The following is a 25,154-nucleotide window of genomic DNA, read 5'->3' as shown; positions in this document are numbered from 1 at the left end:
GTTTTCGAGCGTTTGGGTGTTCACCAACGTGTAACTAATTATTGGGTAAGCTTTTAATGAAAACTTTTACAGCTAAACCAGAGACCGTAAAACGCGACTGGTACGTTGTTGATGCGAACGGTAAAACTTTAGGCCGTCTCGCTACTGAACTGGCTCGTCGTCTGCGCGGCAAGCATAAAGCGGAATACACTCCGCACGTTGATACGGGTGATTACATCATCGTTCTGAACGCTGACAAAGTTGCTGTAACTGGCAACAAGCGTACTGACAAGATTTATTATCATCACACCGGTCACATCGGTGGTATTAAACAAGCGACCTTTGAAGAGATGATTGCCCGCCGTCCTGAGCGTGTGATTGAAATCGCGGTTAAAGGCATGCTGCCGAAGGGCCCGTTGGGTCGTGCTATGTTCCGTAAACTGAAAGTTTACGCGGGCACCGAGCACAATCACGCGGCACAGCAACCGCAAGTTCTGGACATTTAATCGGGATTATAGGCAATGGCTGAAAATCAATACTACGGCACTGGTCGCCGCAAAAGCTCCGCCGCTCGCGTGTTCATCAAACCGGGCAACGGTAACATCGTTATCAACCAGCGTAGTCTGGAACAGTACTTCGGTCGCGAAACTGCCCGCATGGTAGTTCGTCAGCCGCTGGAACTGGTCGACATGGTTGGTAAATTTGATCTGTACATCACCGTTAAAGGTGGTGGTATCTCTGGTCAGGCTGGTGCGATCCGTCACGGTATCACCCGCGCTCTGATGGAGTATGATGAGTCTCTGCGTAGCGAACTGCGTAAAGCTGGTTTCGTTACTCGTGATGCTCGTCAGGTTGAACGTAAGAAAGTCGGCCTGCGTAAAGCACGTCGTCGTCCTCAGTTCTCCAAGCGTTAATTTCTGGCTGCTTTGCAGCGAAATCAATGCAAAAAACCCGGTGCTGGTCACCGGGTTTTTTATTTGGCTTTGTCGCATTAGCGGGGGCAAGCCAGCAAAAATTGGCGTTGTCGATTGTTCAGGCCACCAGTAAATAAAACTGTTCTGTAGGTGACATTCCATCACCTTCCGGATGTTGATATTGCCTTTTACCTATCATGTGGAGCAGCCCGATGCCAGCCAGAATTGTCTGTGCCCATCGAAACGATTTGAATCCCAGCATCGAGCGTGTTCGACGTTTGATGTTTCGGTGCTTCTGCTCAACAAAGTTATTCAGGCATTTACACTGCTTGACCGTAATGGTCTCTTCATCCGCTTTATCGCTATTGAGTGTGGTCAGAGCCGCTGTATATTAGCGCCACTTTTATGAAGGGTGACGACTTCCGGTTCGCCATGGTGATGTATGGCTTTTTTGAAAAAGCTCAGTGCAACTGCAGTATCCCGTTTCGCCGTCAGCAGAAAATCAATCGTCTGGCCCACTGCCCAGTGCAGGTATCTCCATTGCCCTTTAACTTTAATGTATGTCTCATCCATTCGCCAGCGGCGTCCCACGGGACGTTTATGACGGTGAAAGGCCTGGTCCAGTTGTGGCACCAAGCGGATAACCCAACGATGAGGTGTGGAATGGTCAGCGAGGATGCCGCGCTCAGCCATCATCTCTTCCAGATCGCGGGGATCAGGGCATAAGCCAGATACAAGCGAACACACTGAGCAATGACATCGACGGGGTAATGCAGGCGTTTAAAGGATCTTTTGATCAGAGACATGGTCAGGCAACATTGTGAAAAAACAGCATATTACCTGAGCTAACGCTTAATGCAACAGAACCCTTTTATCCGTTAGGTACTGCCTACTGATTCATTTCGCCAGTTGAGTCTGCAACTGGCGGATCTTTTATAGCTGCTGTATCTGTTGATTTGATTTTTTCGATGGCAATAATATTTCCTGACATTGCTTCATTGAGCACTTCTACCGCCGTACTGGCATCACGATTTTTGATCGACATGTAGACCTTGATATGAGCCTCCACACTCTCGAGGGTGATACCGAGCGCACGGTTAAGCTCTTCAAGGTAGTAGTAATAGATGTCTTTAATCGAGCTCATCACGTTGTAAAAAACGCTGTTGTGCGATGCCCTGACAATCGCCAGATGGAACTCGTAGTCCGCTTCCGAATACTTTTTGTAGTCGCCTCTGTTGATCAGCATACTGTTCAGTGCGTCTTCTAGCTGGCGGATGTCGTCAGCGGTGGCGTGTGTAACTGCGAGCTCCACGCATTTGAACTCCACTGTCTGACGGAAAATCATCATATCGTGAAACTCTTCGCGGCTAAGATGCATGATCGGGCGGGGATCGTTACTCAACATCTGAGACGTGAAGTTTTCGCTCACATAGCTGCCGCTGCCCTGCCGGGTCACAACAATTCCCAGATCACGAAAACGTTGCACCGCGCTGCGAACGCTGACTCGGCTGACGTTAAATGAGGTGGCGAGCTCGGCTTCTGAGGGTAAACGGCTACCTGGCGCCCAACTACCATCCAGCAATTTTCCGCTTATCTGATCATAAATTTCATTTACAACATTCTGTTTTTGAATGGATTTTATGCTCAATATAGGTATCCGTAGTCAGTTTAGAAACGTCATACAATATATCACTTTTAAAATCAAAGCGCCCAGGCGGGCGCCTGATCTTAACAAGTTTGTATTTTTGCTGCCGTGGATTTTTTAGTGCTAAATGAGGTGAGTGAGGTGAGTAGCACTGCCACAACCAGTGAGGTCCCCATGAAGACATAAGAAGCACTTGGGCCACCCGTTAAGCCATTCAGATAACCGACAATCCATGAGCCGACGAACGAACCTAGAGCGCCGAAACTTACGATAAATGCCATCGCACCAGCCATCACATTACGCGGGATCATTTCCGGTATTGCGGCAAAGAATGGTCCGTAAGGGGTATACATCGCGCCACCGGCAACCATCAACAAGACATATGAGAGCCAGAAATTGGATGCTCCAACGGTAAACGACCCAATAAAGCAGATTGCGCCCAATCCTAAAAACAGAAGAACAATGATTTTACGGTTTAGAAATTTATCTGAATACCAAGACGCACCCAGCATAAGTGGCACAGCTAATAAGTAGGGTGCTGCAGATAGCCAACCTGTTGCTACGATGCTCAATCCAGATGCTGATTTCAAAATAGAGGGTAGCCACATAATGAAACCATACATCCCAATATTCCAGAAGAAATGTATAAAGGAGAGTGATAAGACTTTGCTGGAACGAAATGCTTCGCTGTAATTTTTAATTTCTTTAATATTGGTTTGTTCTGCTGCCAGTGCTGCTTCAATATCTTCTTTTTCTTGTTCTGTTAACCATTTCGCATCCGTGGGGCGGTCAACAAAAACAAACCACCATATAGCCGCCCAGATTATGGCGGGGACACCTTCGATAATAAACATACCGCGCCAGCCAAAGGCCTCCACGAGATAGCCTGACAGCACTGACATCCAAAGTACGGTGATGGGGTTGCCAAGAAAAAGGAAGGTGTTGGCTTTTGACCTTTCTTTCTTAGTAAACCAATGACTTAAAAAAACAAGCATGGCAGGCATCACAACACTTTCAGCCACACCAAGCAGGAAGCGAATGACTGCCAGCACCTTAACGTCGTGGACCATGCCGGTCGCCGTTGCTAATATTCCCCAGAGAATTAAACTCCAAAAAATAAGCGTCTTGGCACTTCTTTTTTCAGCGTAAATACCACCGGGCACCTGAAAGAAAAAATACCCAAGGAAGAACAAAGCGCCTAGTAGTGAAGAAATCCCTGGTGTGATATTGAGATCCTCAGCGAGACCGGAAGCTGCGCCAAATCCATAATTAGCGCGATCGAGATAGGCAAGACTATAGGTAATAAACGCCAGTGGAATTAACTTACGCCAGCGAATCGGTGCTAACTGTTTTTGTATGTTTTGATTCATGATGTTTTCCCGTTTAATTACTGCCACTCACTTAACGAATGGCAGTAGATATAAATTACAGTACTGCGAGCCAGCCGCCATCAACGTAAATAATTTGCCCGTTGATATAATCTGACGATTTGGATGATAAGAAGACGGCGGTGCCGATGAGCTCTTCAGGACGACCCCAACGCTGAGAAGGATTACTGCTTTTCACCCAGCTATCGAACTGCTTGTCTTCGATAAGTGCGGTGTTCATGTCTGTCAGAATGTAGCCGGGCCCAATGGCGTTGGTCTGGATATTAAACTGCGCCCATTCTGCGGCCATCGAGCAGGTTAGCATTTTGATGCCACCTTTTGCCGCCGTATACGGGGCAACGGTCGGGCGGGCCGCCTGGCTGGTGAGTGAGCCGATATTAATGATTTTGCCGCCACTGTTGCGTGCAATCATCCGTTTCGCCGCAGTGCGAGAGACCAAGAATGCGCTGGTCAGGTTGGTGTCGATTACCTTCTGCCAGTTTTCCAACTCCAGTTCGACCATCGGTTTGCGGTACTGAATTCCAGCGTTATTGATCAGGATGTCGACACTGATCCCTTCTGCATCGAGTTTGCTAAAAGCTTCCTCAATCGCCTGTTCATTGGTGACGTCGAAAGCGACACCGTGTGCATCGTAGCCTTTGCTTGTTAGCGTATCCACTGATGCGACCAGCAGCGTGTCGCGAATATCATTCAAGATGACCCGTGCGCCCGCAGCGGCAAGGCCCTCTGCGTAGGCAAAGCCCAGTCCACGTGCAGAGCCCGTTACCAGCGCCGTTTTCCCAGTTAAATCAAATAAAGCGGTCATGTTGTTTCCTCACTCGTTTAATTTGTATGACGACTGTCTTATTTAAGGTTGGATTTTCGCCTTGATAAAATCAATATCTTACCCATAAATTTGCAACAAGGATCACAAACATCTCTGTATGGTTATCGCTTAAATTAAAATAAGATATTAAATATTAATGGTTTATTTTTTAAATGGGTGACAATTTGATCTCTATCACATAATGGAGAACGCAACGGTACTCTGTAAAAAAAACCGTGATATAACACACCTAATTTGTAGGACAACTTACAAGTATGGAATGTTATCCACAACGGTATGACATGCGGTAAATTCGCTGAGTTGAGGAGTGAAAGTGAGTAACCTGAAAATCACAAACGTAAAAACGATTCTGACGGCGCCTGGTGGCATTGATCTGGTGGTCGTGAAGATAGAAACCAACGAGCCGGGGCTTTATGGTTTGGGATGTGCAACCTTCACCCAACGTATTTTCGCGGTTGAAGCGGCCATTAATGAGTACATGAAGCCTTTCCTGATCGGGAAAGATCCTTCTCGTATTGAAGATATCTGGCAGTCCTCCGTCGTGAGCGGCTATTGGCGCAATGGGCCGGTGATGAACAATGCGATCTCGGCTATCGATATGGCGCTGTGGGATATCAAGGGTAAAGTCGCTAACCTGCCGGTCTATGAATTGCTGGGCGGCAAATGCCGTGACGGTATTCCGCTTTATCGTCATTGCGATGGTGCGGATGCGGTTGCGGCGGAAGATAACATCCGTGCGGCGATAGAAGAAGGGTATCAGTATGTTCGTTGTCAGATGGGCATGTACGGTGGAGCCGGGACGGAAGACCTCAAACTGATTGCCACTCAGTTGGATAAAGCCAATATCACGCCGAAGCGCTCACCAAGAACGAAGACGCCCGGCATTTATTTCGATCCTGATGCTTATGCCAGAAGCATTCCGGCTTTTTTCGATCATCTGCGCAATAAGATTGGGTTTGATGTTGAATTTATTCATGATGTTCATGAGCGAGTATCGCCGGTTACCGCGTTGCAAATGGCGAAGTCTTTGGAAGATTACAAGCTCTTTTATCTTGAAGACCCCGTTGCTCCAGAGAATGTTGATTTCCTTAGCGTGATGCGCCAACAAACATCCACCCCAATCGCCATGGGAGAACTGTTTGTTCATGTTGCCGAATACAAGCACCTGATAACCAATCATCTGATTGATTTTATTCGCTGCCATATCAGTATGATCGGTGGGATTACGCCAGCCAAAAAACTGGCGACACTCGCCGAATTTCATGGTGTGAGAACCGCCTGGCATGGGCCAGGGGATATCTCACCCGTCGGTGTAGTCGCGAATATGCACATTGATATGAGCATTACTAATCTGGGTATTCAAGAATATACGCCGATGAATGAAGCGCTACGGGACGTTTTCCCCGGCTGCCCGGATATTGAAGGCGGATACGCGTACCTGAACGATAAGCCAGGATTAGGGATTGATATTGATGAGCAAAAAGCGAAGCAATTCCCTGTTGAAGGTGGATTGCCGTCATGGACGAATGCACGCTTGCCGGATGGCACGGCGGCACGACCTTAACCGCTGGCTTAACGGCGTCAATATGCTTTAATTTCGCTTACTTAGAAGCCGACGGCCCTCGTCGGCTTCCAGGGATCTGACGGTTCAGCGCAGGCTAATTCCGAGGATAGATTATTCTCTGGCAGCGTTGTTTAGACTTCGCGATTGCAAATGAAAAATTTGTATTTAATAAAAAAACACTTATTTATCATTTTGTTAAATAAGATTTTCCGCTTATTCCCCCACAAAACGAACAAAATCTGATAAGCTACCCGCCGATTTTATGCCTGTGTGCCAGCTATCGCGTAGTCGTTTAAAACGATGGATTTTATCAGGTGACGTTTACACATTGGCGAGCAGAATTTCGAATAGCGGTTTGCAGGTTATTCACTGCGTAGTTATTCGCCATATTATTCTCAATAAACTTGGAGGTTTTCATGGCTGTCGCTGCCAACAAACGTTCGGTAATGACGCTGTTTTCTGGTCAGTCCGACATTTTTAGCCATCAGGTCCGCATCGTATTGGCGGAAAAGGGTGTGAGTGTCGAGATTGAGCAGGTAGACATGGATAATCTGCCTCAGGATCTTATTGACCTCAATCCTTACGGTTCCGTGCCAACGTTAGTCGATCGTGAACTGACGCTCTATGAATCACGTATTATCATGGAGTATCTGGATGAACGTTTTCCTCATCCGCCGTTAATGCCTGTCTATCCGGTTGCGCGCGGTAACAGCCGCCTGATGATGCACCGCATTGAGAGCGATTGGTATTCTTTGCTGAAGAAAATTACGCACGGCAGCGCTCAGGAAGCAGACGCCGCGCGTAAGCAATTGCGTGAAGAACTGCTGGCCATTGCGCCCGTGTTCAATGAAGCACCTTATTTCATGAGCGAAGAGTTCAGCCTGGTGGATTGCTATCTAGCTCCGCTGCTGTGGCGTCTGCCGCAGTTAGGCATTGAACTGAGTGGTTCGGGCGCGAAAGAGTTGAAAGGCTACATGACTCGCGTCTTTGAGCGTGATGCGTTCCTGGCTTCCCTGACGGAAGTGGAACGTGAAATGCGTTTGCAAACCCGAGGTTAAACCGTATGGCGTTGTCTCAACTGTCTCCGCGTCGTCCGTATTTATTACGGGCTTTTTATGATTGGTTACTGGATAACCAATTAACGCCTCATCTGGTGGTAGATGTCACTCTGCCGGATGTTATGGTGCCGATGGAGTTCGCCCGTGACGGCCAGATCGTGCTGAATGTCGCACCGCGCGCTGTTGGCGGCCTTGAGTTAGCTGATGACAGCGTTCGTTTCAATGCCCGTTTTGGCGGCGTACCACGTCAGGTTTATGTACCGATGGCGGCCGTCATGGCGATTTATGCACGTGAGAACGGTGCTGGAACGATGTTTGAGTCCGAACCTGCTTACGAATCTGCAAGTGAGCATGAAGACTTTCAGGAAGGCGTACTCGCTTCAGGGACGGTCATGTCGATTGTCGATAGCTCACCTGATTTTGAAGCGCCTGACGATGGCTCGGGTTTTGATGATGAACCACCACAGCCACCTAAAGGTGGCCGACCGTCGCTACGGGTCGTGAAGTAATGTTTGAGGGCATCCTTGTGGTGCCCTTTCTTATTCCCGTTGTTCGCTGGCTATGCGGTTAACTGAATACCATCCCGCCATCAATCAATAGCGACTGCCCCGTCATATAGTCGGAATCGTGGCTGGCCAGATAGGACACGCAGGCAGCGACATCTTCCGGTTCGGAAAGACGCCCCAGCGTGATGCGTTTGGTGAACGTTTCCGTCGCATAGCCACGCGGTTTTCCTGCGGATTCGGAGATCTTCCGACCGATTTCATCCCACATTCGTTAGCCGAAATGTCAGGTAACGACGGAAAAAGAAAAGGGCAGCCTACGCTGCCCTTAAGAGGAGTGGGTCGTTCTTACACTTCCAGATAGTTCATGATGCCATCAGCGGCTTTACGGCCTTCTGCGATGGCGGTAACCACCAGATCGGAACCGCGAACTGCATCGCCACCCGCAAAAATTTTCGGGTTGCTGGTCTGGAAGGCGTTATCGCAGCTTTCTGGTGCGACAATGCGACCTTGATCGTCCAGCTTGACGTCATGTTCTGCCAGCCACGCCATTTTGTGCGGACGGAAGCCAAACGCCATGATGACGGCATCGGCTTCCAGTACGTGCTCGGAACCCTCTACGATTTCAGGACGACGGCGGCCGTTGGCATCCGGCGCACCCAGCGCAGTACGTGCCATTTTCACGCCGCACACTTTGCCCGCGCCATTAATCTCGACGCTTAACGGTTGCAGGTTGAATTTGAACTCGACGCCTTCTTCACGCGCGTTTTTCACTTCGCGCTTGGAGCCCGGCATGTTCTCTTCATCACGACGATAGGCACAAGTAACGTGCGTTGCGCCCTGACGAATCGAGGTACGCACGCAGTCCATCGCGGTATCACCACCGCCCAGTACCACAACGCGTTTACCTTGCATGCTGATGTAAGGCTCGTCTACTGCGGCTTCAAAGCCCATCAACTGCTTGGTGTTAGCGATCAGGAACGGCAGCGCATCGTAGACACCCTGAGCGTCTTCATTGTCCAATCCGCCACGCATAGACTGATAGGTGCCGACGCCGAGGAAGACTGCATCGTACTCGTCCAGCAGCGCTTTCATCTGCACGTCTTTACCAACTTCGGTATTCAGACGGAATTCGATGCCCATCTCGGTGAAGATCTCACGACGTTTCACCATCACTTCTTTTTCGAGCTTGAAAGAAGGGATACCGAAGGTCAGCAGGCCACCGATCTCAGGATGACGATCGAACACGACAGCCTGTACGCCGCTGCGTGCCAGCACATCGGCACACGCCAGCCCAGCAGGGCCTGCGCCAATGATGGCGACGCGTTTGCCGGTCGGTTTGACGTTGGCAACGCTTGGCTTCCAGCCCATCTCTATCGCTTTATCATTGATGTAGCGTTCGATGTTGCCGATGGTGACCGCGCCGAATTCATCATTCAGCGTACAAGACCCTTCACACAGACGGTCCTGCGGGCATACGCGACCGCAGACTTCCGGCAGGCTGTTGGTCTGGTGCGATAACTCAGCCGCTTCGATAATGCGGCCTTCGTTCGCCAGCTTCAGCCAGTTCGGGATGTAGTTATGTACCGGACACTTCCACTCACAGTAAGGGTTACCGCACGCCAGACAGCGGTCTGCCTGGGCTTTGGACTGGCTTTCTGAGAACGGCTCGTAGATCTCAACAAATTCAATTTTACGAATCTTCAGCGGTTTCTTGGGCGGATCAACGCGCTGTAAGTCGATAAACTGGTAAACATTCTGACTCATGATGACCTCTTACTGCGCCTGAACCCGCAGCTCGGCTGCGGAACGACTACGGTGACCCAACAATGCCTTCACATCACTTGACTTCGGTTTCACCAGAGCAAACTTCGGTGCCCAGGTCGGCCAGTTAGCGAGGATCTCTTCTCCGCGGTGTGAACCGGTATTCTGCACGTGCTCGGTGATCAGGCCACGAAGATGTTCTTCATGAATAGCCAGTTCTTCGACATCCAGCACTTCCACCAGTTCCGGGTTAACGCGTTTGCGGAATTCACCGTCTTCATCCAGCACGTAGGCGAATCCACCGGTCATTCCTGCGCCAAAGTTCACGCCGGTACGACCCAGTACGCAGACGATCCCGCCTGTCATGTATTCACAGCCGTTATCGCCAATGCCTTCTACCACGGTGATACAGCCGGAGTTACGTACGGCGAAACGCTCACCTGCACGGCCCGCGGCAAACAGCTTACCGCCGGTAGCGCCGTAGAGGCAGGTGTTACCGATGATGCTGGCTTCGTGGCTGCGGAAGGCAGAACCGACTGGAGGACGCACGGAGATACTGCCGCCCGCCATGCCTTTGCCCACGTAATCGTTGGCATCACCGGTTAATTTCAGCTCTACGCCGCCGGCGTTCCAGACGCCAAAGCTCTGTCCTGCGGTACCGGAGAAGTGCGCTTTAATTGGATCGCCTGCCAGCCCTTGATCGCCATGTTTCTCGGCAATCGCGCCGGACAGCGTCGCGCCGACGGAGCGATCGGTGTTGCGGATGTCGAAGTAGAGCGCTTTGCCCTGTTTCGCATCGATGTGCGACTGTGCCTGCGCCAGCAGCTCTTTGTTCAACAAACCTTTATCGAACGACAGATTGCTTTCAGTGCAGTACAGCGCTTTGCCCGGCTGAGGCTGTGCCGCGTGCAGCAGCGGCGACAGATCCAGCTTGTTCTGTTTCGCACTGAAACCGTCCAGCTCAACCAGCAAGTCGGTACGACCAATCAGATCCACCAGACGACTGACGCCCAGTTCTGCCATCAGCACGCGAGTTTCATGCGCGATGAAGTGGAAGTAGTTGGTTACACGCTCAGGCAGGCCGTGGTAGTGATCGCGGCGCAGCTTCTCATCCTGCGTTGCAACACCTGTCGCACAGTTATTCAGGTGACAGATACGCAGGTATTTACAGCCCAGCGCAACCATTGGTCCGGTGCCGAAGCCGAAGCTTTCTGCACCCAGAATCGCCGCTTTGACGATATCCAGACCGGTTTTCAAGCCACCGTCCACCTGAAGGCGGATTTTGTGACGCAGACCGTTGGAGACCAAAGCCTGTTGCGTTTCAACCAGACCCAGCTCCCACGGGCATCCCGCGTATTTCACGGAGGACAGCGGGCTGGCACCCGTGCCGCCGTCGTAGCCAGCAATGGTGATCAAATCGGCGTACGCTTTGGCAACGCCCGTCGCGATAGTTCCGACGCCCGGTTCGGACACCAGTTTTACCGAAATCATCGCTTTCGGGTTGACCTGCTTCAGATCGAAAATCAGCTGTGCCAGATCTTCGATAGAGTAAATATCGTGGTGCGGCGGTGGTGAAATTAGCGTCACGCCCGGCACGGAATAACGCAGACGAGCAATGTACGGCGTGACTTTATCACCCGGTAACTGACCGCCTTCGCCCGGCTTCGCGCCCTGCGCCACTTTAATCTGAATCACATCGGCGTTAACCAGATAGGCTGGCGTCACACCAAAGCGGCCAGACGCAACCTGCTTGATACGGGACACTTTATTGGTGCCGTAACGCGCTGGATCTTCGCCGCCTTCACCGGAGTTGGAGAAGCCGCCCAGTCCGTTCATCGCCTCTGCCAGCGATTCATGGGCTTCAGGGCTGAGCGCACCGATGGACATAGCCGCGGTATCGAAGCGTTTGAACATTTCAGAAGCGGGTTCAACGCTGTCGATCGCGATGGCCGCGCCTTCTTGCGGTTTCAGTGCCAGCAGGTCGCGTAAGGTCGCGGCTGGACGCTCGTTAACCAGTTTGGCGTATTGCTCGTAATCGCTGTACTCCCCGGTTTTCACCGCGGTTTGCAGCGTGGTGACGACATCCGGGTTGTAGGCATGGTATTCGCCGCCGTGAACAAATTTCAGCAGGCCGCCCTGTTCCAGCGTTTTACGTTTCAGCCAGGCACGCTTAGACAGGTTCAACAGATCCTGTTCGAAGTCGCTGTAGTTTGCACCGCCGATACGGCTGACGACGCCCAGGAAGCATTCCGTCGACACATCTTTATGCAGACCCACGGCTTCAAACAGCTTGGAACAGCGATAAGACGCAATCGTCGAGATGCCCATTTTGGACATAATCTTGTACAGGCCTTTATTGATGCCGTTACGGTAGTTCAGCATCACGGCACGATAAGGTTTGTCGATGGTGTGGTTATCCACCATCCGCGCCAGCGTTTCGTAGGCGAGGTAAGGGTAGATAGCCGTCGCACCAAAGCCTAACAGCACGGCAAAGTGGTGCGGATCGCGCGCGCTGGCGGTTTCGACAATGATGTTGGCATCACAGCGCAGGCTCTTTTCGACCAGACGGCGCTGAACGGCACCCACCGCCATCGGCGCAGGAACTGGCAGGCGTGATTCGCTAATGCCACGGTCGGAGAGCACCAACAGCACGGCACCGTCTCTGACCTTGCTTTCTGCTTCGTCACACAGTTTCTCGATCGTCTGTTGCAGCGTTTGCTGCGACGGATCAAACGTCAGATCTAACGTGTCGGCGCGATAGTGCAGTTCATCCTGCGACGTCAACTGGGTGAAGTCGGAGTAAAGCAGGATCGGCGATTTAAAGCTCAGACGGTGAGCCTGACCTTCTGCTTCACAGAAGACATTCATCTCGCGACCAATACTGGTCGCCAGCGACATCACATGCGCTTCACGCAGCGGATCGATCGGCGGGTTGGTCACCTGCGCGAACTGCTGACGGAAGTAGTCATAAATGATGCGTGGACGGCTGGACAGCACGGCGAACGGCGTGTCATCGCCCATCGACCCCGTAGCTTCCTGACCGTTCTCGCCTAACACGCGGATGACCTGATCCAGTTCTTCGCTGCTGTAACCGTACTGCTTCTGGAAGGTCTCCAGCAGCTCATCGTCGAATTCACGGCTGCCGACCTGATCGTCTGGCAACTCTTCAAACGGCACCAGACGCTTAACGTTTTTCTCCATCCACTCTTTGTAAGGGTGGCGGCTTTTCAGATCGTCATCGGTCTCGGCAGAGTGCAGGATTCGGCCGCTGCGGGTGTCGATCACCATCAGTTCGCCCGGACCGACGCGGCCTTTTTCAACCACTTCATCTGGCTGATAATCCCAGATACCGACTTCAGACGCACAGGTGATCAGCTTGTCTTTGGTGATGACGTAGCGCGCAGGGCGCAGGCCGTTACGATCCAGGTTACAGGCAGCATAGCGCCCGTCGGACATCACGATACCGGCCGGGCCATCCCACGGCTCCATGTGCATGGAGTTAAAGTCGAAGAAGGCGCGCAGTTCAGGATCCATATCCGGGTTGTTCTGCCAGGCTGGCGGAACCAGCAGGCGCATGGCACGGATGATATCCATCCCGCCGCTCAGGAACAGTTCCAGCATGTTATCCAGTGAGCTGGAGTCAGAACCGGTTTCGTTGACGAACGGCGCGGCATCCTGCAAATCCGGGATCAGTGGCGTTTTGAACTTGTAAGCACGCGCGCGTGCCCACTGACGGTTACCGGCGATGGTGTTGATCTCGCCGTTGTGCGCCAGATAGCGGAACGGCTGCGCCAGCGGCCAGCGTGGAACGGTGTTGGTTGAGAAACGTTGGTGGAACAGGCAAATTGCCGATTCCAGACGCAGATCGGCCAGATCGAGGTAGAAGCGCGGCAGATCCGCCGGCATGCACAGACCTTTATAGATCGTGACCAGATTGGAGAAGCTACAAACGTAGAACTCTTTATCTTCAATGCGCTTTTCGATACGGCGACGCGCCATGAACAGGCGACGTTCCATATCACGCTGACGCCAGCCGGCCGGGGCGTTAACGAAAATTTGCTCAATACGCGGCATGGATGACAGGGCAATTTCCCCCAGTACATCCGGGTTGGTCGGAACTTCACGCCAGCCGAGTACGGACAGCGTTTCGTTCTGCAACTCTTCTTCTACAATCCGACGTGTGGCGCGAGCCAGTTCTTCGTCCTGATTGAGAAACATCATGCCAACGGCGTAGTTTTTGGCTAAACGCCAGCCGTGCTCTTCCGCCACCAGACGAAAGAAACGATCGGGCTTCTGAAGTAATAAACCGCAGCCGTCGCCAGTCTTGCCGTCAGCAAGGATTGCGCCACGGTGCTGCATGCGTGCGAGTGCGTGAATGGCAGTACGCACTACTTTATGGCTTGGCTCACCTTCTATATGGGCGATTAATCCGAAACCACAGTTATCTCTCTCTTGGGATGCATCGTACAACATGTTAGTGAACCTCCCCAGGCTCTGTGTGACTCTCACAACCTACTGCGAGAAAGCACCGTGGCGTTGAGCGGCTAGTATTACGCTCTCTTCTTCGGCCTCTCGTGACGGTCTCACAAGTGGTAAATGACTTGTTTTTAGAGGGAGTCTTCATTTACTGCATAAATATGACGAATCATGGACCCGTCAGGAAAGCTTCCAGCGGATCCCCAAATTAGCGAGAAAGCCTGTTCAGGTCAAATACCAGTGTAAAATGTGCTGATAAGCGATAGTTTTTAATTATGATTATGAAAGATAATGATTTTTTTAGAAAAACTATCTCGATAAATGAATATGGGGTTTAATTGAAGTGTGAGCTGTATCACTATACAAAAGCGCGGGAGCCCTTATCCATGCTGCGTTATCTCTGCGTCGTAGCATATTATGCTGTATATGACTACTTTTAGATTTCATGAAACTATTTTTAAGTATTGCTTCATCTTTTCATTAAGCGAGCATGCGGGATAAGAAAAATTAATTAGCACCGACGTGAGTTTATTTTCACTAAAAGCGAATAAAAATGCATTTCATTGGGATGTGTGTGATTGATCGCGGTCATCGCGAAGGGGGCGAGAGAAAGGTAGTCTGCTGTTTCTCAAGGGAGCAGGTTAGAATATGCAATTGCAAAAATTAATCAATATGTTTGGCGGAAATCTTCAACGTCGCTATGGCGAGAAGATCCACAAGCTGACGCTGCACGGCGGGTTTAACTGCCCAAACCGTGATGGCACGCTGGGGCGGGGTGGCTGCACGTTCTGTAATGTTGCCTCGTTTGCCGATGAGCAGATGCAGCAACGCAGCATCGCGCAGCAGTTGGAAACGCAAGCGGGAAAGGTGAACCGAGCCAAACGCTATCTGGCGTATTTTCAGGCGTATACCAGCACCTATGCCGAGGTTCAGGTGCTGGAAAGCATGTATCAGGAAGCGTTGAAGCAGGCCGAAATGGTGGGGCTTTGCGTGGGCACCCGCCCCGACTGCGTGCCCGATGCGGTACTGGATTTGCTGTCCCGCTACCATGAACAGGGCTACGAGGTTTGGCTGGAACTGGGTCTGCAAAGCGCGTGTGACAAAACGCTGCACCGGATTAATCGCGGTCATGATTTCGCCTGCTATCAGGAAACCACCCGCCGTGCGCGTGAGCGCGGTCTGAAAGTGTGTAGTCATCTGATCGTGGGTTTACCGGGAGAGGACGCACAGCACTGCTTATCGACGCTGGAGCAGGTGGTTGAAACCGGCGTGGAGGGCATTAAGCTTCACCCTCTCCATATCGTGGAGGGCAGTACGATGGCGAAGGCCTGGCGAGCGGGAAGGCTGCCCGAGCTGGCGCTGGATCGCTACGTGGAGATCGCGGGAGAGATGATCCGCCATACGCCGCCTGAGGTGATTTATCACCGCATTTCCGCCAGCGCCCGCCGCCCGACGCTTCTGGCACCGCTCTGGTGTGAAAACCGCTGGACGGGCATGGTGGAGCTGGATCGCTATCTGCAAACGCATGGCGTACAGGGTTCCGCCTTGGGAACGCCTTACCGCTATGCTGATAGGTAATGTGCCGCGGGGCATTGGTGGCTGATGCTGTGCCGTGAATCTGTGCGGCAGCACCGTATAAGCCGTCGTTTTACGTTATGATGCGCGGGTGGGTGACTAAGGGAAATCGCTATGAAGCAAATTCGTCTGTTGGCGCAGTACTATGTTGATTTGATGGTAAAACTGGGGCTTGTTCGTTTTTCACTGCTGCTGGCCTCGGTATTGGTGCTGCTGGCGATGGTGGTGCAAATGGCCGTCACCCTGTTGCTCAGCGGGGAAGTCGAAAATATCGACGTGGTCCGCTCCATTTTCTTCGGGTTGTTGATTACGCCCTGGGCCGTTTATTTCCTCTCCGTGGTGGTGGAGCAGCTTGAAGAGTCGCGCCAGCGGCTGGCGAAGCTGGTAGCGAAGCTGGAAGAAATGCGCCATCGAGATCTGGAGCTGAATGCGCAGCTTCAGGAAAACATCGCGCAGCTCAATCAGGAAATCGCCGATCGTATCAAAGCGGAAGAGGCGCGTGTGCTGGTGATGAGCCGACTCAAAGAAGAGATGTCTCGCCGTGAACAGGCGCAAATTGAGCTGGAGCAGCAATCTGCGCTGCTGCGTTCGTTCCTCGATGCCTCGCCGGATTTGGTTTACTACCGTAATGAAGATAAAGAATTCTCAGGCTGCAACCGTGCGATGGAACTCCTTGTGGGCAAAAGCCAGAAGCAGCTCATTGGTCTGACGCCACAGGATGTTTATTCCCCCGAGATTGCCGAGAAAGTGATGGAGACGGACGAAAAAGTGTTCCGCCACAACGTTTCTCTGACCTACGAACAATGGCTGGTGTATCCCGATGGCCGTAAAGCCTGTTTTGAGCTGCGCAAGGTGCCGTTTTATGATCGGATGGGCAAGCGTCACGGGCTGATGGGATTTGGACGCGATATAACGGAGCGTAAGCGTTACCAGGACGCGTTAGAGAACGCCAGTAGGGAGAAGACCACTTTTATCTCAACAATCAGCCACGAGCTTCGTACGCCGCTTAATGGCATTGTCGGGTTAAGTCGCATCCTGCTGGATACGCAGCTTGACCCTGAACAGCAAAAATACCTGAAAACCATTCACGTCAGCGCGATCACGCTGGGCAATATCTTTAACGACGTGATTGAGATGGACAAACAGGAGCGCCGCAAGGTGCAACTGGATAATCAGCCGATTGATTTCACCGGTTTTCTGGTGGATCTGGAAAACCTCGGCGGCCTGCTGGCGGAACCGAAAGGCCTGAAGCTGATTATGGATCAGCATCAGCCTCTGCCGCAGAAAGTCATTACTGACGGCACGCGCCTGCGGCAGATTCTGTGGAACCTGCTTAGTAACGCGGTGAAATTCACGCCGAAGGGTGAGAACGGCAAAAAAGGCGAAATCGTGGTGCGCGTCTGGCATGAAAAAGGCGATCGCCTGCGCTTTGAAGTGGAAGATTCTGGGATGGGCATTCCGGCGGATGAGCTGGAAAAAATCTTCGCCATGTATTATCAGGTCAAAGACCAGCATGGTGGAAAGCCCGCAACGGGCACGGGAATCGGTCTGGCGGTGTCGAAGCGTCTGGCACAGAACATGGGGGGCGATATCCAGGTTTCCAGCACGCAAGGCAAGGGTTCCTGCTTCACCCTGACTGTGACGGCACCGAGCGTCGATGAAGCGGGAAGCGGTCTGGAAGACGACGATGATTTGCCGTTACCAGCGCTGCACGTTCTGCTGGTGGAGGATATTGAGCTCAACGTCGTGGTCGCGCGTTCGGTACTGGAAAAACTGGGTAATAGCGTGGATGTCGCCATGACTGGGCAGGAAGCGTTGGATATGTTCGATCCCGATGAGTTCGACCTGGTGCTGCTCGATATTCAACTGCCGGATATGACCGGTCTGGACGTGGCGCGTCAGTTGCGTTCACGCTATGGCAAACGCAGCATGCCGCCGCTGGTGGCGCTGACGGCGAACGTACTGAAAGATAAACGTGAATATCTGGATGCGGGTATGGACGACGTGCTCAGTAAGCCGCTGTCGGTGCCTGCGCTGACGGCTGTCATCAAACAGTTCTGGGACACGCATACGGTGTGGGCGGAAGAACCGGTGGTTGAGGAGGAGGATGACATGGCAAATGCAGAAGACGATCTGCTGGATATCCCGATGCTGGAACAGTATCTGGATTTGGTGGGGCCGAAATTGATCCACCAGAGTCTGGAGATGTTTGAACAGATGATGCCGGGTTATCTGGCAATTCTGGATTCCAACATGACGGCGCGCGACCAGAAAGGCATTACGGAAGAAGGGCACAAAATCAAGGGGGCGGCGGGTTCCGTTGGATTACGGCATCTGCAACAAGTTGCCCAGCAGATTCAGACCTCATCGCTACCGGCATGGTGGGATAACGTGCAGGAATGGGTTGATGAGCTGAAGCACGACTGGCGTCATGACGTTCAAGTACTGCGTGATTGGGTAGCAAAAGCAGAAAAAGAATCCTGATACGGATTATCCTGATATGGATTGTTGCGTTGATATCGTCTATGGCGGCCACAGGGACGTGGCGAGTAAAACGGGTAGACAATGTTTTTCGTCTCACGCGCTATCATGCAAAAAGTGCCAGCGGCGGCAGATTGAGTGGTGTTTACGATTCTAGGGGGGATGGAGATGCGAGGGCTTTGCACGTTTTCATACGGTAGAAAAAAATGACCCCGACCGAAGCCGGGGTGCGCGAATTATGCGCCAACACCAGGGAAAACATGCACCTGCATTTAGATCTCAGGGTTTGTAAACTCGCAAGTGCGGATATTCGTGTCTTAACTATGTTCCTAACAACTACAACTTACAACAGCGACTAAAACCTCGCTACTGTACATCTTCATCAAGCAACAAAATAGCAAATATAGAAATCTTTGTTACAAGAATCATTAAAATGTGTGATGTAGATTAGTGTTTGTCAATTAAAAAATCAATTAGTTGATGTAATGAAATGAAGGAAAAGATGATGAAACGAGTCGGCATTGTCCTTAGTGGCTGTGGTGTTTATGACGGTTCCGAGATTCATGAAGCTGTGTTGACGTTACTTGCGTTGGATCGTGCGGGCGCACAAGCGGTTTGCTTTGCGCCAGATAAGCCACAATTACAGGTGGTTAATCACCTTACGGGTGACGTAACTGATGAGAATCGCAACGTTTTAGTAGAATCAGCACGGATCGCCAGAGGAAAAATCCAGCCGCTTTCTACGGCGAATGCGCAAGATTTAGATGCGCTGATTGTGCCGGGTGGTTTTGGTGCGGCGAAAAATTTAAGTGACTTTGCGATGCAGGGAACGGCGTGTCAGATTGATGAAACGCTGCAATTGCTCACACAGGAAATTTATAAGCAAAATAAACCAATTGGTTTTATTTGCATCTCACCCGCACTGCTACCGACGATTTTGGGTGTACCTGTTCGCGTAACCATTGGTAACGATATTGATACCGCTGAAGCCGTCGACGAGATGGGCGGTATCCACGTGGTTTGTCCGGTCGATGATATCGTGGTCGATGCGGAACATAAAATCGTGACCACACCGGCCTATATGCTGGCTAATTCCATCAGCGAAGCGGCACAAGGCATTGATAAGCTCGTTGCTCGCGTATTGGATCTCACCGAATGAGGTGGAACCGAGGGCGTGGAGGCTTATTCACGTGGCTGAAGCGCCTGATTGTTCGGAGTCTGTTGGTTGTCATCGGTACGTGGTTGGCTGGCATCCTGCTGTTTTCCTTCCTGCCTGTGCCGTTCTCTGCGGTGATGGCCGACAGGCAGATCAGCGCATGGCTGAAAGGCGAATTCTCCTACATTGCTCATTCTGACTGGGTTTCGATGGAGGCGATTGCACCGGAAATGGCGCTGGCGGTAATAGCGGCGGAAGACCAAAAATTCCCTCAGCATTGGGGCTTCGATCTGGATGCGATTGGTCAGGCACTGAAGCACAACGAGCGCAACACGCAGCGGATTCGTGGAGCCTCTACGCTGTCGCAGCAGATGGTGAAGAACTTGTTCCTGTGGGATGGACGTAGCTGGGTGCGCAAAGGGCTTGAAGCGGGTATTACCACTGGGGTTGAGCTGGTCTGGACGAAACGGCGAATTCTGACCGTGTATCTGAATATCGCCGAATTTGGCCCTGGGATTTTTGGCGTGGAAGCGGCCGCCAGACGTTATTTCAACAAATCAGCCAGCAGGCTGACGGCAAGTGAATCCGCTTTGCTCGCGGCAGTGCTACCAAACCCCATTCGCTTCCGTGCGAATGCGCCCTCCGGCTATGTTATTCAACGCCAGCAGTGGATTTTGCACCAGATGAGGCAGATGGGCGGCGACGCATTTTTGCGAGATAACGATCTGTTATGAGATAACAATCTGAATTAATTCGCCTTGTTCGTTTACTATACCGAGAGATTTTCGCGTTAACGCTCGTGTTTTCGACATCAGGAGAAAGTATGCGGTTACGTTATTGGTCAGGTTTACTGGTTGCATTGTGTTGTGTGGCTTCCGTTGCCCGTGCGGACGCGGAGCCTAAAGCGTCATCCCCCGATAATCCTTATGCCTTCTTGCAGCAGTCTCAGCTATCCGCAGTAAAACAGCAGCTACAGCAGAAAACAGAAAAGCCGCAGACGCGAATGGCTTACGAGCAGCTTATTTCGGAAGCCGACCGCGCGCTGAAAATAAATAATCCCACTGTGACGGAAAAGAAATCTACGCCACCCAGTGGTTCAAAGCATGATTATTTGAGCCTCAGCGCCTACTGGTGGCCCGATCCCGACAAAGCTGATGGTTTACCTTGGATTCGCCGTGATGGGCAGGTAAACCCTGCCAGCAAGGATGAGGAGACCGATGGGGTAAGACTGGCAAAATTTACTGCCCAAACGCAGGCGTTGACGCTGGCGTGGTATTTCTCTGGCAAACAGGCTTATGCCGACAAAGCCATGTCGATGATCCGTACCTGGTTTATCGACCCCGCTACGCGCATGAATCCTAACCTCGACTTCGCGCAGGGCGTGCCGGGTATTGCGCCGGGCAGGGGATCGGGTGTGCTGGACGGGCGCTATTTTTCCACCCGCATCGTCGATTCGCTGATTATGCTGCGTCACGCGCCGGGCTGGACTGCGCAGGATGAACAGCACATGCAGACATGGATGAGCGATTATCTGCACTGGCTACAAACCAGCAAACTGGGGAAAAAAGAGGCAACGGCCCAGAACAACCACGGTAGCTGGTATACGGTACAGGTTGCAGGGATCGCCTGGTATCTGGGGAAAATCAACGTGGTGAAATCCATGGCGCAGTTACAGCGGGAAAAATTGGATCACCAACTGCAACCGGATGGGGCTCAGCCGGAAGAGCTGGCGCGTACCCGTTCTTTCCATTACAGCTACTTCAACCTTCAGGCGATAACGGATATGGCGATGCTGGCTTCCCGCGTCGGCGAGAATATCTGGCAGTACCACACGCTGAAGGGAAGCAGTGTGATAAAGGCACTGGATTTTATGGCGCCGTATCTGGATGAAAGCAAGGCGTGGCCGCGCAAAACGATAGACAGACAAAGCAGCCGTCTTATCCCGCTGTTATTGCAGGCGGATCGTGGTTTGAAAACGCCGCGTTATCAGACGCAAATCAGGCAGGCGGGCTTTGCGGAATTGCTCACCGGTGAGGCTGGTGTGCGCGATAAAGAACCGAGTTACATCAGCGTTGAAACCCGCCGTGAGCTCTGGCTGCTGAATCCGGTTACGCCATAATTTTCTTGATCCGCGGCCTCATCGGGCAAAGATACGTGTCCCTGAATCGGGATAAAAAGTGCAGAGATAAAAAAACCGCTGATGTTGTTATCAGCGGTTTTTTATTTTTTAAAGAAAAAAGTGCGTTATTGCAGGTAGGTGAAGGCCGTTGTTACGTGCTTCACACCGCTAACTTTACTGGCGATCTCTGCGGCAGAGGTGCCTTCACGCTGTGTCACCAAGCCTAACAGGAAGACTTCGCCGTTTTCCGTTGTGACTTTGACGTTAGAGGATTTAACCGTGTCGCTTGCCAGAATCTGTGAGCGCACTTTGGTAGTGATCCAGGTATCCATAGAAGCGGTCCCCATTGAAACCGGCGTGCCTTGGCGTATCTCGTTGTAGACTTCGGCGGCCCCGTCCACGCCGAGGGCGATTTGTTTAGCCCGGCTTGCCATTTCTGTGCTCGGTGCTTGCCCTGTTAACAATACTTTCCCCTGATAAGCCGTTGCAACGATACGAGCCTCTTTTTTCAGTTGCTCGTCTTTGCTGATTGCATTCGTCACGCGAACTTCCAGTGTGCCATCGTCAACCTGCGTGCCTACGGTACGCGGGTCCGTGGCCGTTTTGGTTGCCACGGCACTGCCAACAGCAACAACCCCAACACAGCCTTGTAGCAGCAGGGCGATAGACAGCACGGCAAATGCAGAACTTATCCTCATGTAGTGCTCCTTCAATCGTTCTGGTGTGGAAAAAGTGTGTTATCAATTAAATCGCACAGGCAATTTACTGTCAGCATGTGCATTTCCTGAATACGGGCGCTGCGGTGTGACGGGATGCGAATTTCCACATCCTGCGGCCCGAGCAGCCCGGCCAGTTCTCCGCCATCGTAGCCGGTCAGCGCGACAATCGTCATGTCGCGGGTAACGGCAGACTCTACGGCTTTAACAATATCGCGGCTGTTGCCACGGGTTGAAATGGCCAGCAGTACGTCGCCAGCCTGACCTAACGCTCTGACTTGTTTGGCATAGACCTCTTCATGCAAGCGGTCATTCGCTATCGCAGTTAAGACCACATTATCCGCATTAAGTGCGATAGCCGGTAAGCTGGGGCGCTCTGCTTCAAAGCGGTTAATCATGCTGGCGGCAAAATGTTGCGAATTGGCTGCAGATGTTCCGTTACCGCAGCACAGAATTTTGTTGCCGTTTAGCAGAGACTGCACCATCGCAATCGCACCACGGGAAATGGCGTCTGGCAAGGCTTCTGCCGCTGCAATCTGCGTTTGAATACTCTCGGTAAAACAAACTTTTATTCTATCCAGCACGTTGAATTAACCTACGTAAATTGAAGGCCATCAAGGATAAGATCTCCCTGAGTGATAAAAATGTTATCCCTGTGCGGCAAAGGCGTTAGGGAGCCAGTCGAACTGTTCGCCTGTAATTGCCAGCACGTCAAAACGGCAATCCACTGTGTCAAAGCTGGCACCTCGCTGTGCCAACCACACGGCGGCGGCATGCAACAACCGCTGCTGTTTGCGTCGGGTGACGCTGGCTGCGGCATCACCAAAATGGGCGTTGCGCCGATAGCGCACTTCGACAAACACCCAAATATGGCGATCGCGCATGATCAAATCCAGTTCACCGCCGCGTAGCGTAACATTTGCGGCAGTGAAGGTTAGGCCCGCGCGTTCGAGATAACGCCGAGCCTGTTGTTCGTAAACTGCACCAGCCGCTCGCTGATTCAGAGCACAGGTACCAGTTGGCCCTGACTATATTGCTGCCAGGTGAGCTGCCGATTGATGGTGCAATCCGGCCCTGAACTCAGCATTCCTGTTGCCCCAGGAATCTGGTGGCCCGGAATCTGGCGCATTTCACCAAAGTGGCTGGCGAGCGTCCAGGCATCCATCCCCATGGCATACAGGCGGACTAACGAGTAATCGTTTTTAAACTGGCTGCTGACCTGCTGCATCAGCGCTGGGTTAGCACCGGCTAACAGCGGGATATCGCTGAACTGCAACCCTTCCATTTCGAGGCGGAAGTCAGGACCTAATCCGGCCTGGAAGCTACGTGAGCTGGCGTAGAGCGCCGGACGTGCACGTGAGGTGGTGCGCATGTCGATCATCGGTTTAATCAGCGACAACTCGTCTGGCGTTGCGATGATATAGACCGCATCAATATTACCGCTGACAGACGAACTGGTCGTCGGTTGAACCTGTGACGGGATGGTCAGGCCACCGATGGTAGTGCCTGACTGTGCCTGCTGCTGCGACACACTAACAGGCTGACCGCTCAGGCTTAAGCCTGCGCCACTATTAATCGCCTGTTTTAACTCCGCCGTGTTGCCAAAGCGCTGTTGCAGAGCGCTGGTGCCGCTTTGCTGGTTCCAGGCCTGAGCGAATGCGTTAATGATACGGTCGCCCAGTGCACCGCGGGGGGCTAGAACCAGCGGCTGCTGCTTCCCCTGCTGGTGGATAAATTTTGCTGCGTCTCGGGCTTCATCTTCTGGAGAGAGGGCGAAGTAGCAGATGTTAGGGCTATTTTCGACGTGTTCCGGCTGGTTCAACGCCAAAATATTCAGCGGTGACTGGCTGTTCACCAACTGATCCACTTCATTTTTCAGCAGCGGACCGATGACCAGCGAAGCGCCATCTTGCTGTGCCTGTGTGAGAATATTCGCCAGCGGTTGTGAAGACGTATCATACACTTTGACTGGGAGTGAGCTGGACAACCCCGCGCTTGTGGCCTGTGCTTCCGGTGTAGGCGATTGGGACTTCTGACCCTCTGACGATGGGGTGACCTGTTCGACTTGCGTGGCGTCCGCTGACGGTGCGGCTGGGGCAGATAGGGCTGCGGCGGCTATCTGACCGTTCTTTGCCGCGTTAAAGCCTTGCTGGATGGCATTGGCGAAAACTTGCGCCTGGCCATTGAGTGGCAACAGCAATGCGATGCTGTTCACCGATGACTGCTGGTAGTTAATGACCTGATTCAACTGCGTAGGCAGCGTTTTTGCAGCAGGATGGTGCGGATAGCGGGTTTGCCAATCCTGAATCGCGCTCTTTAACTGATCGGGAGAAGTCCGGTTATCCTGATAGTTATTAAGCAGATCGACCCAGCCTTGCAGCACATTTTCATTCGCATTAATCAGCAGCGAGTTCGACTCCTGTGGCGACATTTGCGTCAACGCCAGCCAGGTCTGATCGAGGTTCATCTGGTGCTCGTCGCCTTTCAGCAGTGGCTCTTGAGCGATATAGGCTCGCAGCAGCTCAATGGACGGACGACCTTGTGCGGTTTTGATCTGCGTCTGGTAGTAACGCTGCTTTTGCTCATTGGAAAGTGCGCCCACATCAAGCTGGCTCAGCGCGGCTTTAGCCGCATCCATATTGTTTTGGGCAACGGACAGTTCCGCACTGAGTAACTGCTGTTCTTGCTTTTGCGCTGCGCTTAATTTTTCTGGCAGTGCATTGAACTGCTGGCTTGCTTGAGGGGCTTTCCCTTCCTGTAACAGGGAACGAATAGCAAGTAATTGCCAGCCAGCCTTGTTATTATCGCTACTTTGCTGCATCTGTTGCAGATAATAATCGGATGATGCGTCGGCTTTGCCCTGAACCTCGGGTGGCGGGCTCTGCGGTGCATGACTTGGACAGCCTGCGAGAAACAGTGCCGCTAACAAAACAGGGATAACACGCCCTGCCTGGGTACGGACGAAATGAAAGGGAAGCATACTGTATCCA

The 25,154-nt window shown here is 52.1% G+C and carries 19 protein-coding genes and 2 pseudogenes; 10 read left to right on the top strand and 11 right to left on the bottom strand.

The genetic code is table 11. From position 1 onward, the window contains the following. Nucleotides 1-56 precede the first annotated feature (56 nt). Nucleotides 57-485: a 50S ribosomal protein L13 gene (gene rplM / locus H0248_RS14290; RefSeq protein WP_005975488.1), complete on the top strand. Its 429-nt coding sequence runs from the start codon at nt 57-59 to the stop codon at nt 483-485. 15 nt (nt 486-500) lie between these two features. Then, a complete protein-coding gene (rpsI, locus tag H0248_RS14285) occupies nt 501-893 on the top strand; it encodes a 30S ribosomal protein S9 (protein WP_010280182.1) in 393 nt (130 codons plus the stop codon). A 118-nt stretch (nt 894-1,011) separates the two neighbouring features. Here the strand turns inward: rpsI and H0248_RS14280 are convergent. From H0248_RS14280 to H0248_RS14265, 4 genes and pseudogenes are all read right to left on the bottom strand, one after another. Beyond that, a pseudogene (locus H0248_RS14280) lies at nt 1,012-1,699 on the bottom strand (IS6 family transposase). A gap of 83 nt (nt 1,700-1,782) precedes the next feature. Next, entirely contained in the window at nt 1,783-2,541 is a 759-nt protein-coding gene (locus tag H0248_RS14275) for a FadR/GntR family transcriptional regulator (protein ID WP_180786421.1), read from the bottom strand. 80 nt (nt 2,542-2,621) lie between these two features. Next, entirely contained in the window at nt 2,622-3,908 is a 1,287-nt protein-coding gene (locus H0248_RS14270) for an MFS transporter (protein WP_180786420.1), read from the bottom strand. 55 nt (nt 3,909-3,963) lie between these two features. Next, a complete protein-coding gene (locus H0248_RS14265) occupies nt 3,964-4,731 on the bottom strand; it encodes an SDR family oxidoreductase (protein WP_180786419.1) in 768 nt (255 codons plus the stop codon). Between the two features lie 334 nt (nt 4,732-5,065). Between H0248_RS14265 and H0248_RS14260 the strand changes: the two genes are divergently transcribed. The 3 genes from H0248_RS14260 to sspB all read left to right on the top strand — a co-directional run bounded on the left by H0248_RS14260 (nt 5,066) and on the right by sspB (nt 7,883). Beyond that, nucleotides 5,066-6,316 (top strand): enolase C-terminal domain-like protein, encoded by a 1,251-nt coding sequence (locus tag H0248_RS14260; RefSeq protein ID WP_180786418.1) that lies wholly within the window; start codon nt 5,066-5,068, stop codon nt 6,314-6,316. A 416-nt stretch (nt 6,317-6,732) separates the two neighbouring features. Beyond that, complete coding sequence (gene sspA / locus H0248_RS14255) at nt 6,733-7,374, top strand: stringent starvation protein SspA (RefSeq protein ID WP_039493053.1); 642 nt, start codon at nt 6,733-6,735, stop codon at nt 7,372-7,374. Nucleotides 7,375-7,379: 5 nt separating this feature from the next. Then, the gene (gene sspB / locus H0248_RS14250; RefSeq protein WP_180786417.1) at nt 7,380-7,883 is read left to right on the top strand and encodes a ClpXP protease specificity-enhancing factor; all 504 of its coding nucleotides are present in this window, start codon (nt 7,380-7,382) and stop codon (nt 7,881-7,883) included. A gap of 58 nt (nt 7,884-7,941) precedes the next feature. Here sspB and H0248_RS14245 read toward each other — a convergent pair. From H0248_RS14245 to gltB, 3 genes and pseudogenes are all read right to left on the bottom strand, one after another. Further along, nucleotides 7,942-8,148: pseudogene (locus H0248_RS14245) on the bottom strand (SDR family oxidoreductase); the annotation flags it as partial. A gap of 77 nt (nt 8,149-8,225) precedes the next feature. After that, nucleotides 8,226-9,644 (bottom strand): glutamate synthase small subunit, encoded by a 1,419-nt coding sequence (locus tag H0248_RS14240; protein ID WP_039279119.1) that lies wholly within the window; start codon nt 9,642-9,644, stop codon nt 8,226-8,228. A gap of 9 nt (nt 9,645-9,653) precedes the next feature. Then, on the bottom strand, nt 9,654-14,114 hold the full coding sequence (gene gltB / locus H0248_RS14235) for a glutamate synthase large subunit (RefSeq protein ID WP_180786416.1): 4,461 nt from the start codon (nt 14,112-14,114) through the stop codon (nt 9,654-9,656). Nucleotides 14,115-14,765: 651 nt separating this feature from the next. On the opposite strand from gltB, the gene H0248_RS14230 reads away from it, so the two are divergent. The 5 genes from H0248_RS14230 (at nt 14,766) to H0248_RS14210 (ending at nt 21,448) form a co-directional block, all read left to right on the top strand. After that, entirely contained in the window at nt 14,766-15,695 is a 930-nt protein-coding gene (locus H0248_RS14230; protein WP_180786415.1) for a TIGR01212 family radical SAM protein, read from the top strand. A 111-nt stretch (nt 15,696-15,806) separates the two neighbouring features. After that, complete coding sequence (gene arcB, locus H0248_RS14225) at nt 15,807-18,176, top strand: aerobic respiration two-component sensor histidine kinase ArcB (protein WP_180786414.1); 2,370 nt, start codon at nt 15,807-15,809, stop codon at nt 18,174-18,176. A 502-nt stretch (nt 18,177-18,678) separates the two neighbouring features. Continuing rightward, the gene (elbB, locus tag H0248_RS14220; RefSeq protein ID WP_180786452.1) at nt 18,679-19,332 is read left to right on the top strand and encodes an isoprenoid biosynthesis glyoxalase ElbB; all 654 of its coding nucleotides are present in this window, start codon (nt 18,679-18,681) and stop codon (nt 19,330-19,332) included. Further along, a complete protein-coding gene (mtgA, locus tag H0248_RS14215) occupies nt 19,329-20,063 on the top strand; it encodes a monofunctional biosynthetic peptidoglycan transglycosylase (RefSeq protein ID WP_180786413.1) in 735 nt (244 codons plus the stop codon). The genes elbB and mtgA overlap by 4 nt, the downstream gene beginning before the upstream one ends. An 89-nt stretch (nt 20,064-20,152) precedes the next feature. Further along, nucleotides 20,153-21,448 (top strand): alginate lyase family protein, encoded by a 1,296-nt coding sequence (locus H0248_RS14210; RefSeq protein WP_180786412.1) that lies wholly within the window; start codon nt 20,153-20,155, stop codon nt 21,446-21,448. Nucleotides 21,449-21,573: 125 nt separating this feature from the next. Here H0248_RS14210 and dolP read toward each other — a convergent pair whose 3' ends face one another. The 4 genes from dolP to H0248_RS14190 all read right to left on the bottom strand — a co-directional run bounded on the left by dolP (nt 21,574) and on the right by H0248_RS14190 (nt 25,144). Further along, complete coding sequence (gene dolP / locus H0248_RS14205; RefSeq protein WP_180780632.1) at nt 21,574-22,146, bottom strand: division/outer membrane stress-associated lipid-binding lipoprotein; 573 nt, start codon at nt 22,144-22,146, stop codon at nt 21,574-21,576. 11 nt (nt 22,147-22,157) lie between these two features. Then, nucleotides 22,158-22,748 carry a DnaA initiator-associating protein DiaA gene (gene diaA, locus H0248_RS14200; protein ID WP_005975525.1) on the bottom strand — a complete coding sequence of 197 codons (591 nt, stop codon included), beginning with the start codon at nt 22,746-22,748 and terminating at the stop codon, nt 22,158-22,160. 63 nt (nt 22,749-22,811) lie between these two features. Beyond that, entirely contained in the window at nt 22,812-23,168 is a 357-nt protein-coding gene (locus H0248_RS14195) for a YraN family protein (protein WP_039279491.1), read from the bottom strand. Further along, entirely contained in the window at nt 23,165-25,144 is a 1,980-nt protein-coding gene (locus H0248_RS14190; protein ID WP_180786411.1) for a penicillin-binding protein activator, read from the bottom strand. Before H0248_RS14190 ends, H0248_RS14195 begins: the two co-directional genes overlap by 4 nt. Nucleotides 25,145-25,154: the final 10 nt, after the last annotated feature.

The organism is Pectobacterium brasiliense (assembly GCF_013449685.1).
GTDB lineage: Bacteria > Pseudomonadota > Gammaproteobacteria > Enterobacterales > Enterobacteriaceae > Pectobacterium > Pectobacterium brasiliense_A.
This window is presented reverse-complemented; position numbering and strand designations above follow the sequence as displayed.

Bases quoted from the DNA above. Each gene is read 5' to 3' on its own strand.
- H0248_RS14230 (WP_180786415.1), top strand. From the start codon at position 14,766: ATGCAATTGCAAAAATTAATCAATATGTTTGGCGGAAATCTTCAACGT.
- sspA (WP_039493053.1), top strand. From the start codon at position 6,733: ATGGCTGTCGCTGCCAACAAACGTTCGGTAATGACGCTGTTTTCTGGT.
- H0248_RS14210 (WP_180786412.1), top strand. From the start codon at position 20,153: ATGCGGTTACGTTATTGGTCAGGTTTACTGGTTGCATTGTGTTGTGTG.
- H0248_RS14270 (WP_180786420.1), bottom strand. From the start codon at position 3,908: ATGAATCAAAACATACAAAAACAGTTAGCACCGATTCGCTGGCGTAAG.
- elbB (WP_180786452.1), top strand. From the start codon at position 18,679: ATGAAACGAGTCGGCATTGTCCTTAGTGGCTGTGGTGTTTATGACGGT.
- rplM (WP_005975488.1), top strand. From the start codon at position 57: ATGAAAACTTTTACAGCTAAACCAGAGACCGTAAAACGCGACTGGTAC.
- H0248_RS14240 (WP_039279119.1), bottom strand. From the start codon at position 9,644: ATGAGTCAGAATGTTTACCAGTTTATCGACTTACAGCGCGTTGATCCG.
- mtgA (WP_180786413.1), top strand. From the start codon at position 19,329: ATGAGGTGGAACCGAGGGCGTGGAGGCTTATTCACGTGGCTGAAGCGC.
- H0248_RS14190 (WP_180786411.1), bottom strand. From the start codon at position 25,144: ATGCTTCCCTTTCATTTCGTCCGTACCCAGGCAGGGCGTGTTATCCCT.
- gltB (WP_180786416.1), bottom strand. From the start codon at position 14,114: ATGTTGTACGATGCATCCCAAGAGAGAGATAACTGTGGTTTCGGATTA.
- arcB (WP_180786414.1), top strand. From the start codon at position 15,807: ATGAAGCAAATTCGTCTGTTGGCGCAGTACTATGTTGATTTGATGGTA.
- rpsI (WP_010280182.1), top strand. From the start codon at position 501: ATGGCTGAAAATCAATACTACGGCACTGGTCGCCGCAAAAGCTCCGCC.
- dolP (WP_180780632.1), bottom strand. From the start codon at position 22,146: ATGAGGATAAGTTCTGCATTTGCCGTGCTGTCTATCGCCCTGCTGCTA.
- sspB (WP_180786417.1), top strand. From the start codon at position 7,380: ATGGCGTTGTCTCAACTGTCTCCGCGTCGTCCGTATTTATTACGGGCT.
- H0248_RS14265 (WP_180786419.1), bottom strand. From the start codon at position 4,731: ATGACCGCTTTATTTGATTTAACTGGGAAAACGGCGCTGGTAACGGGC.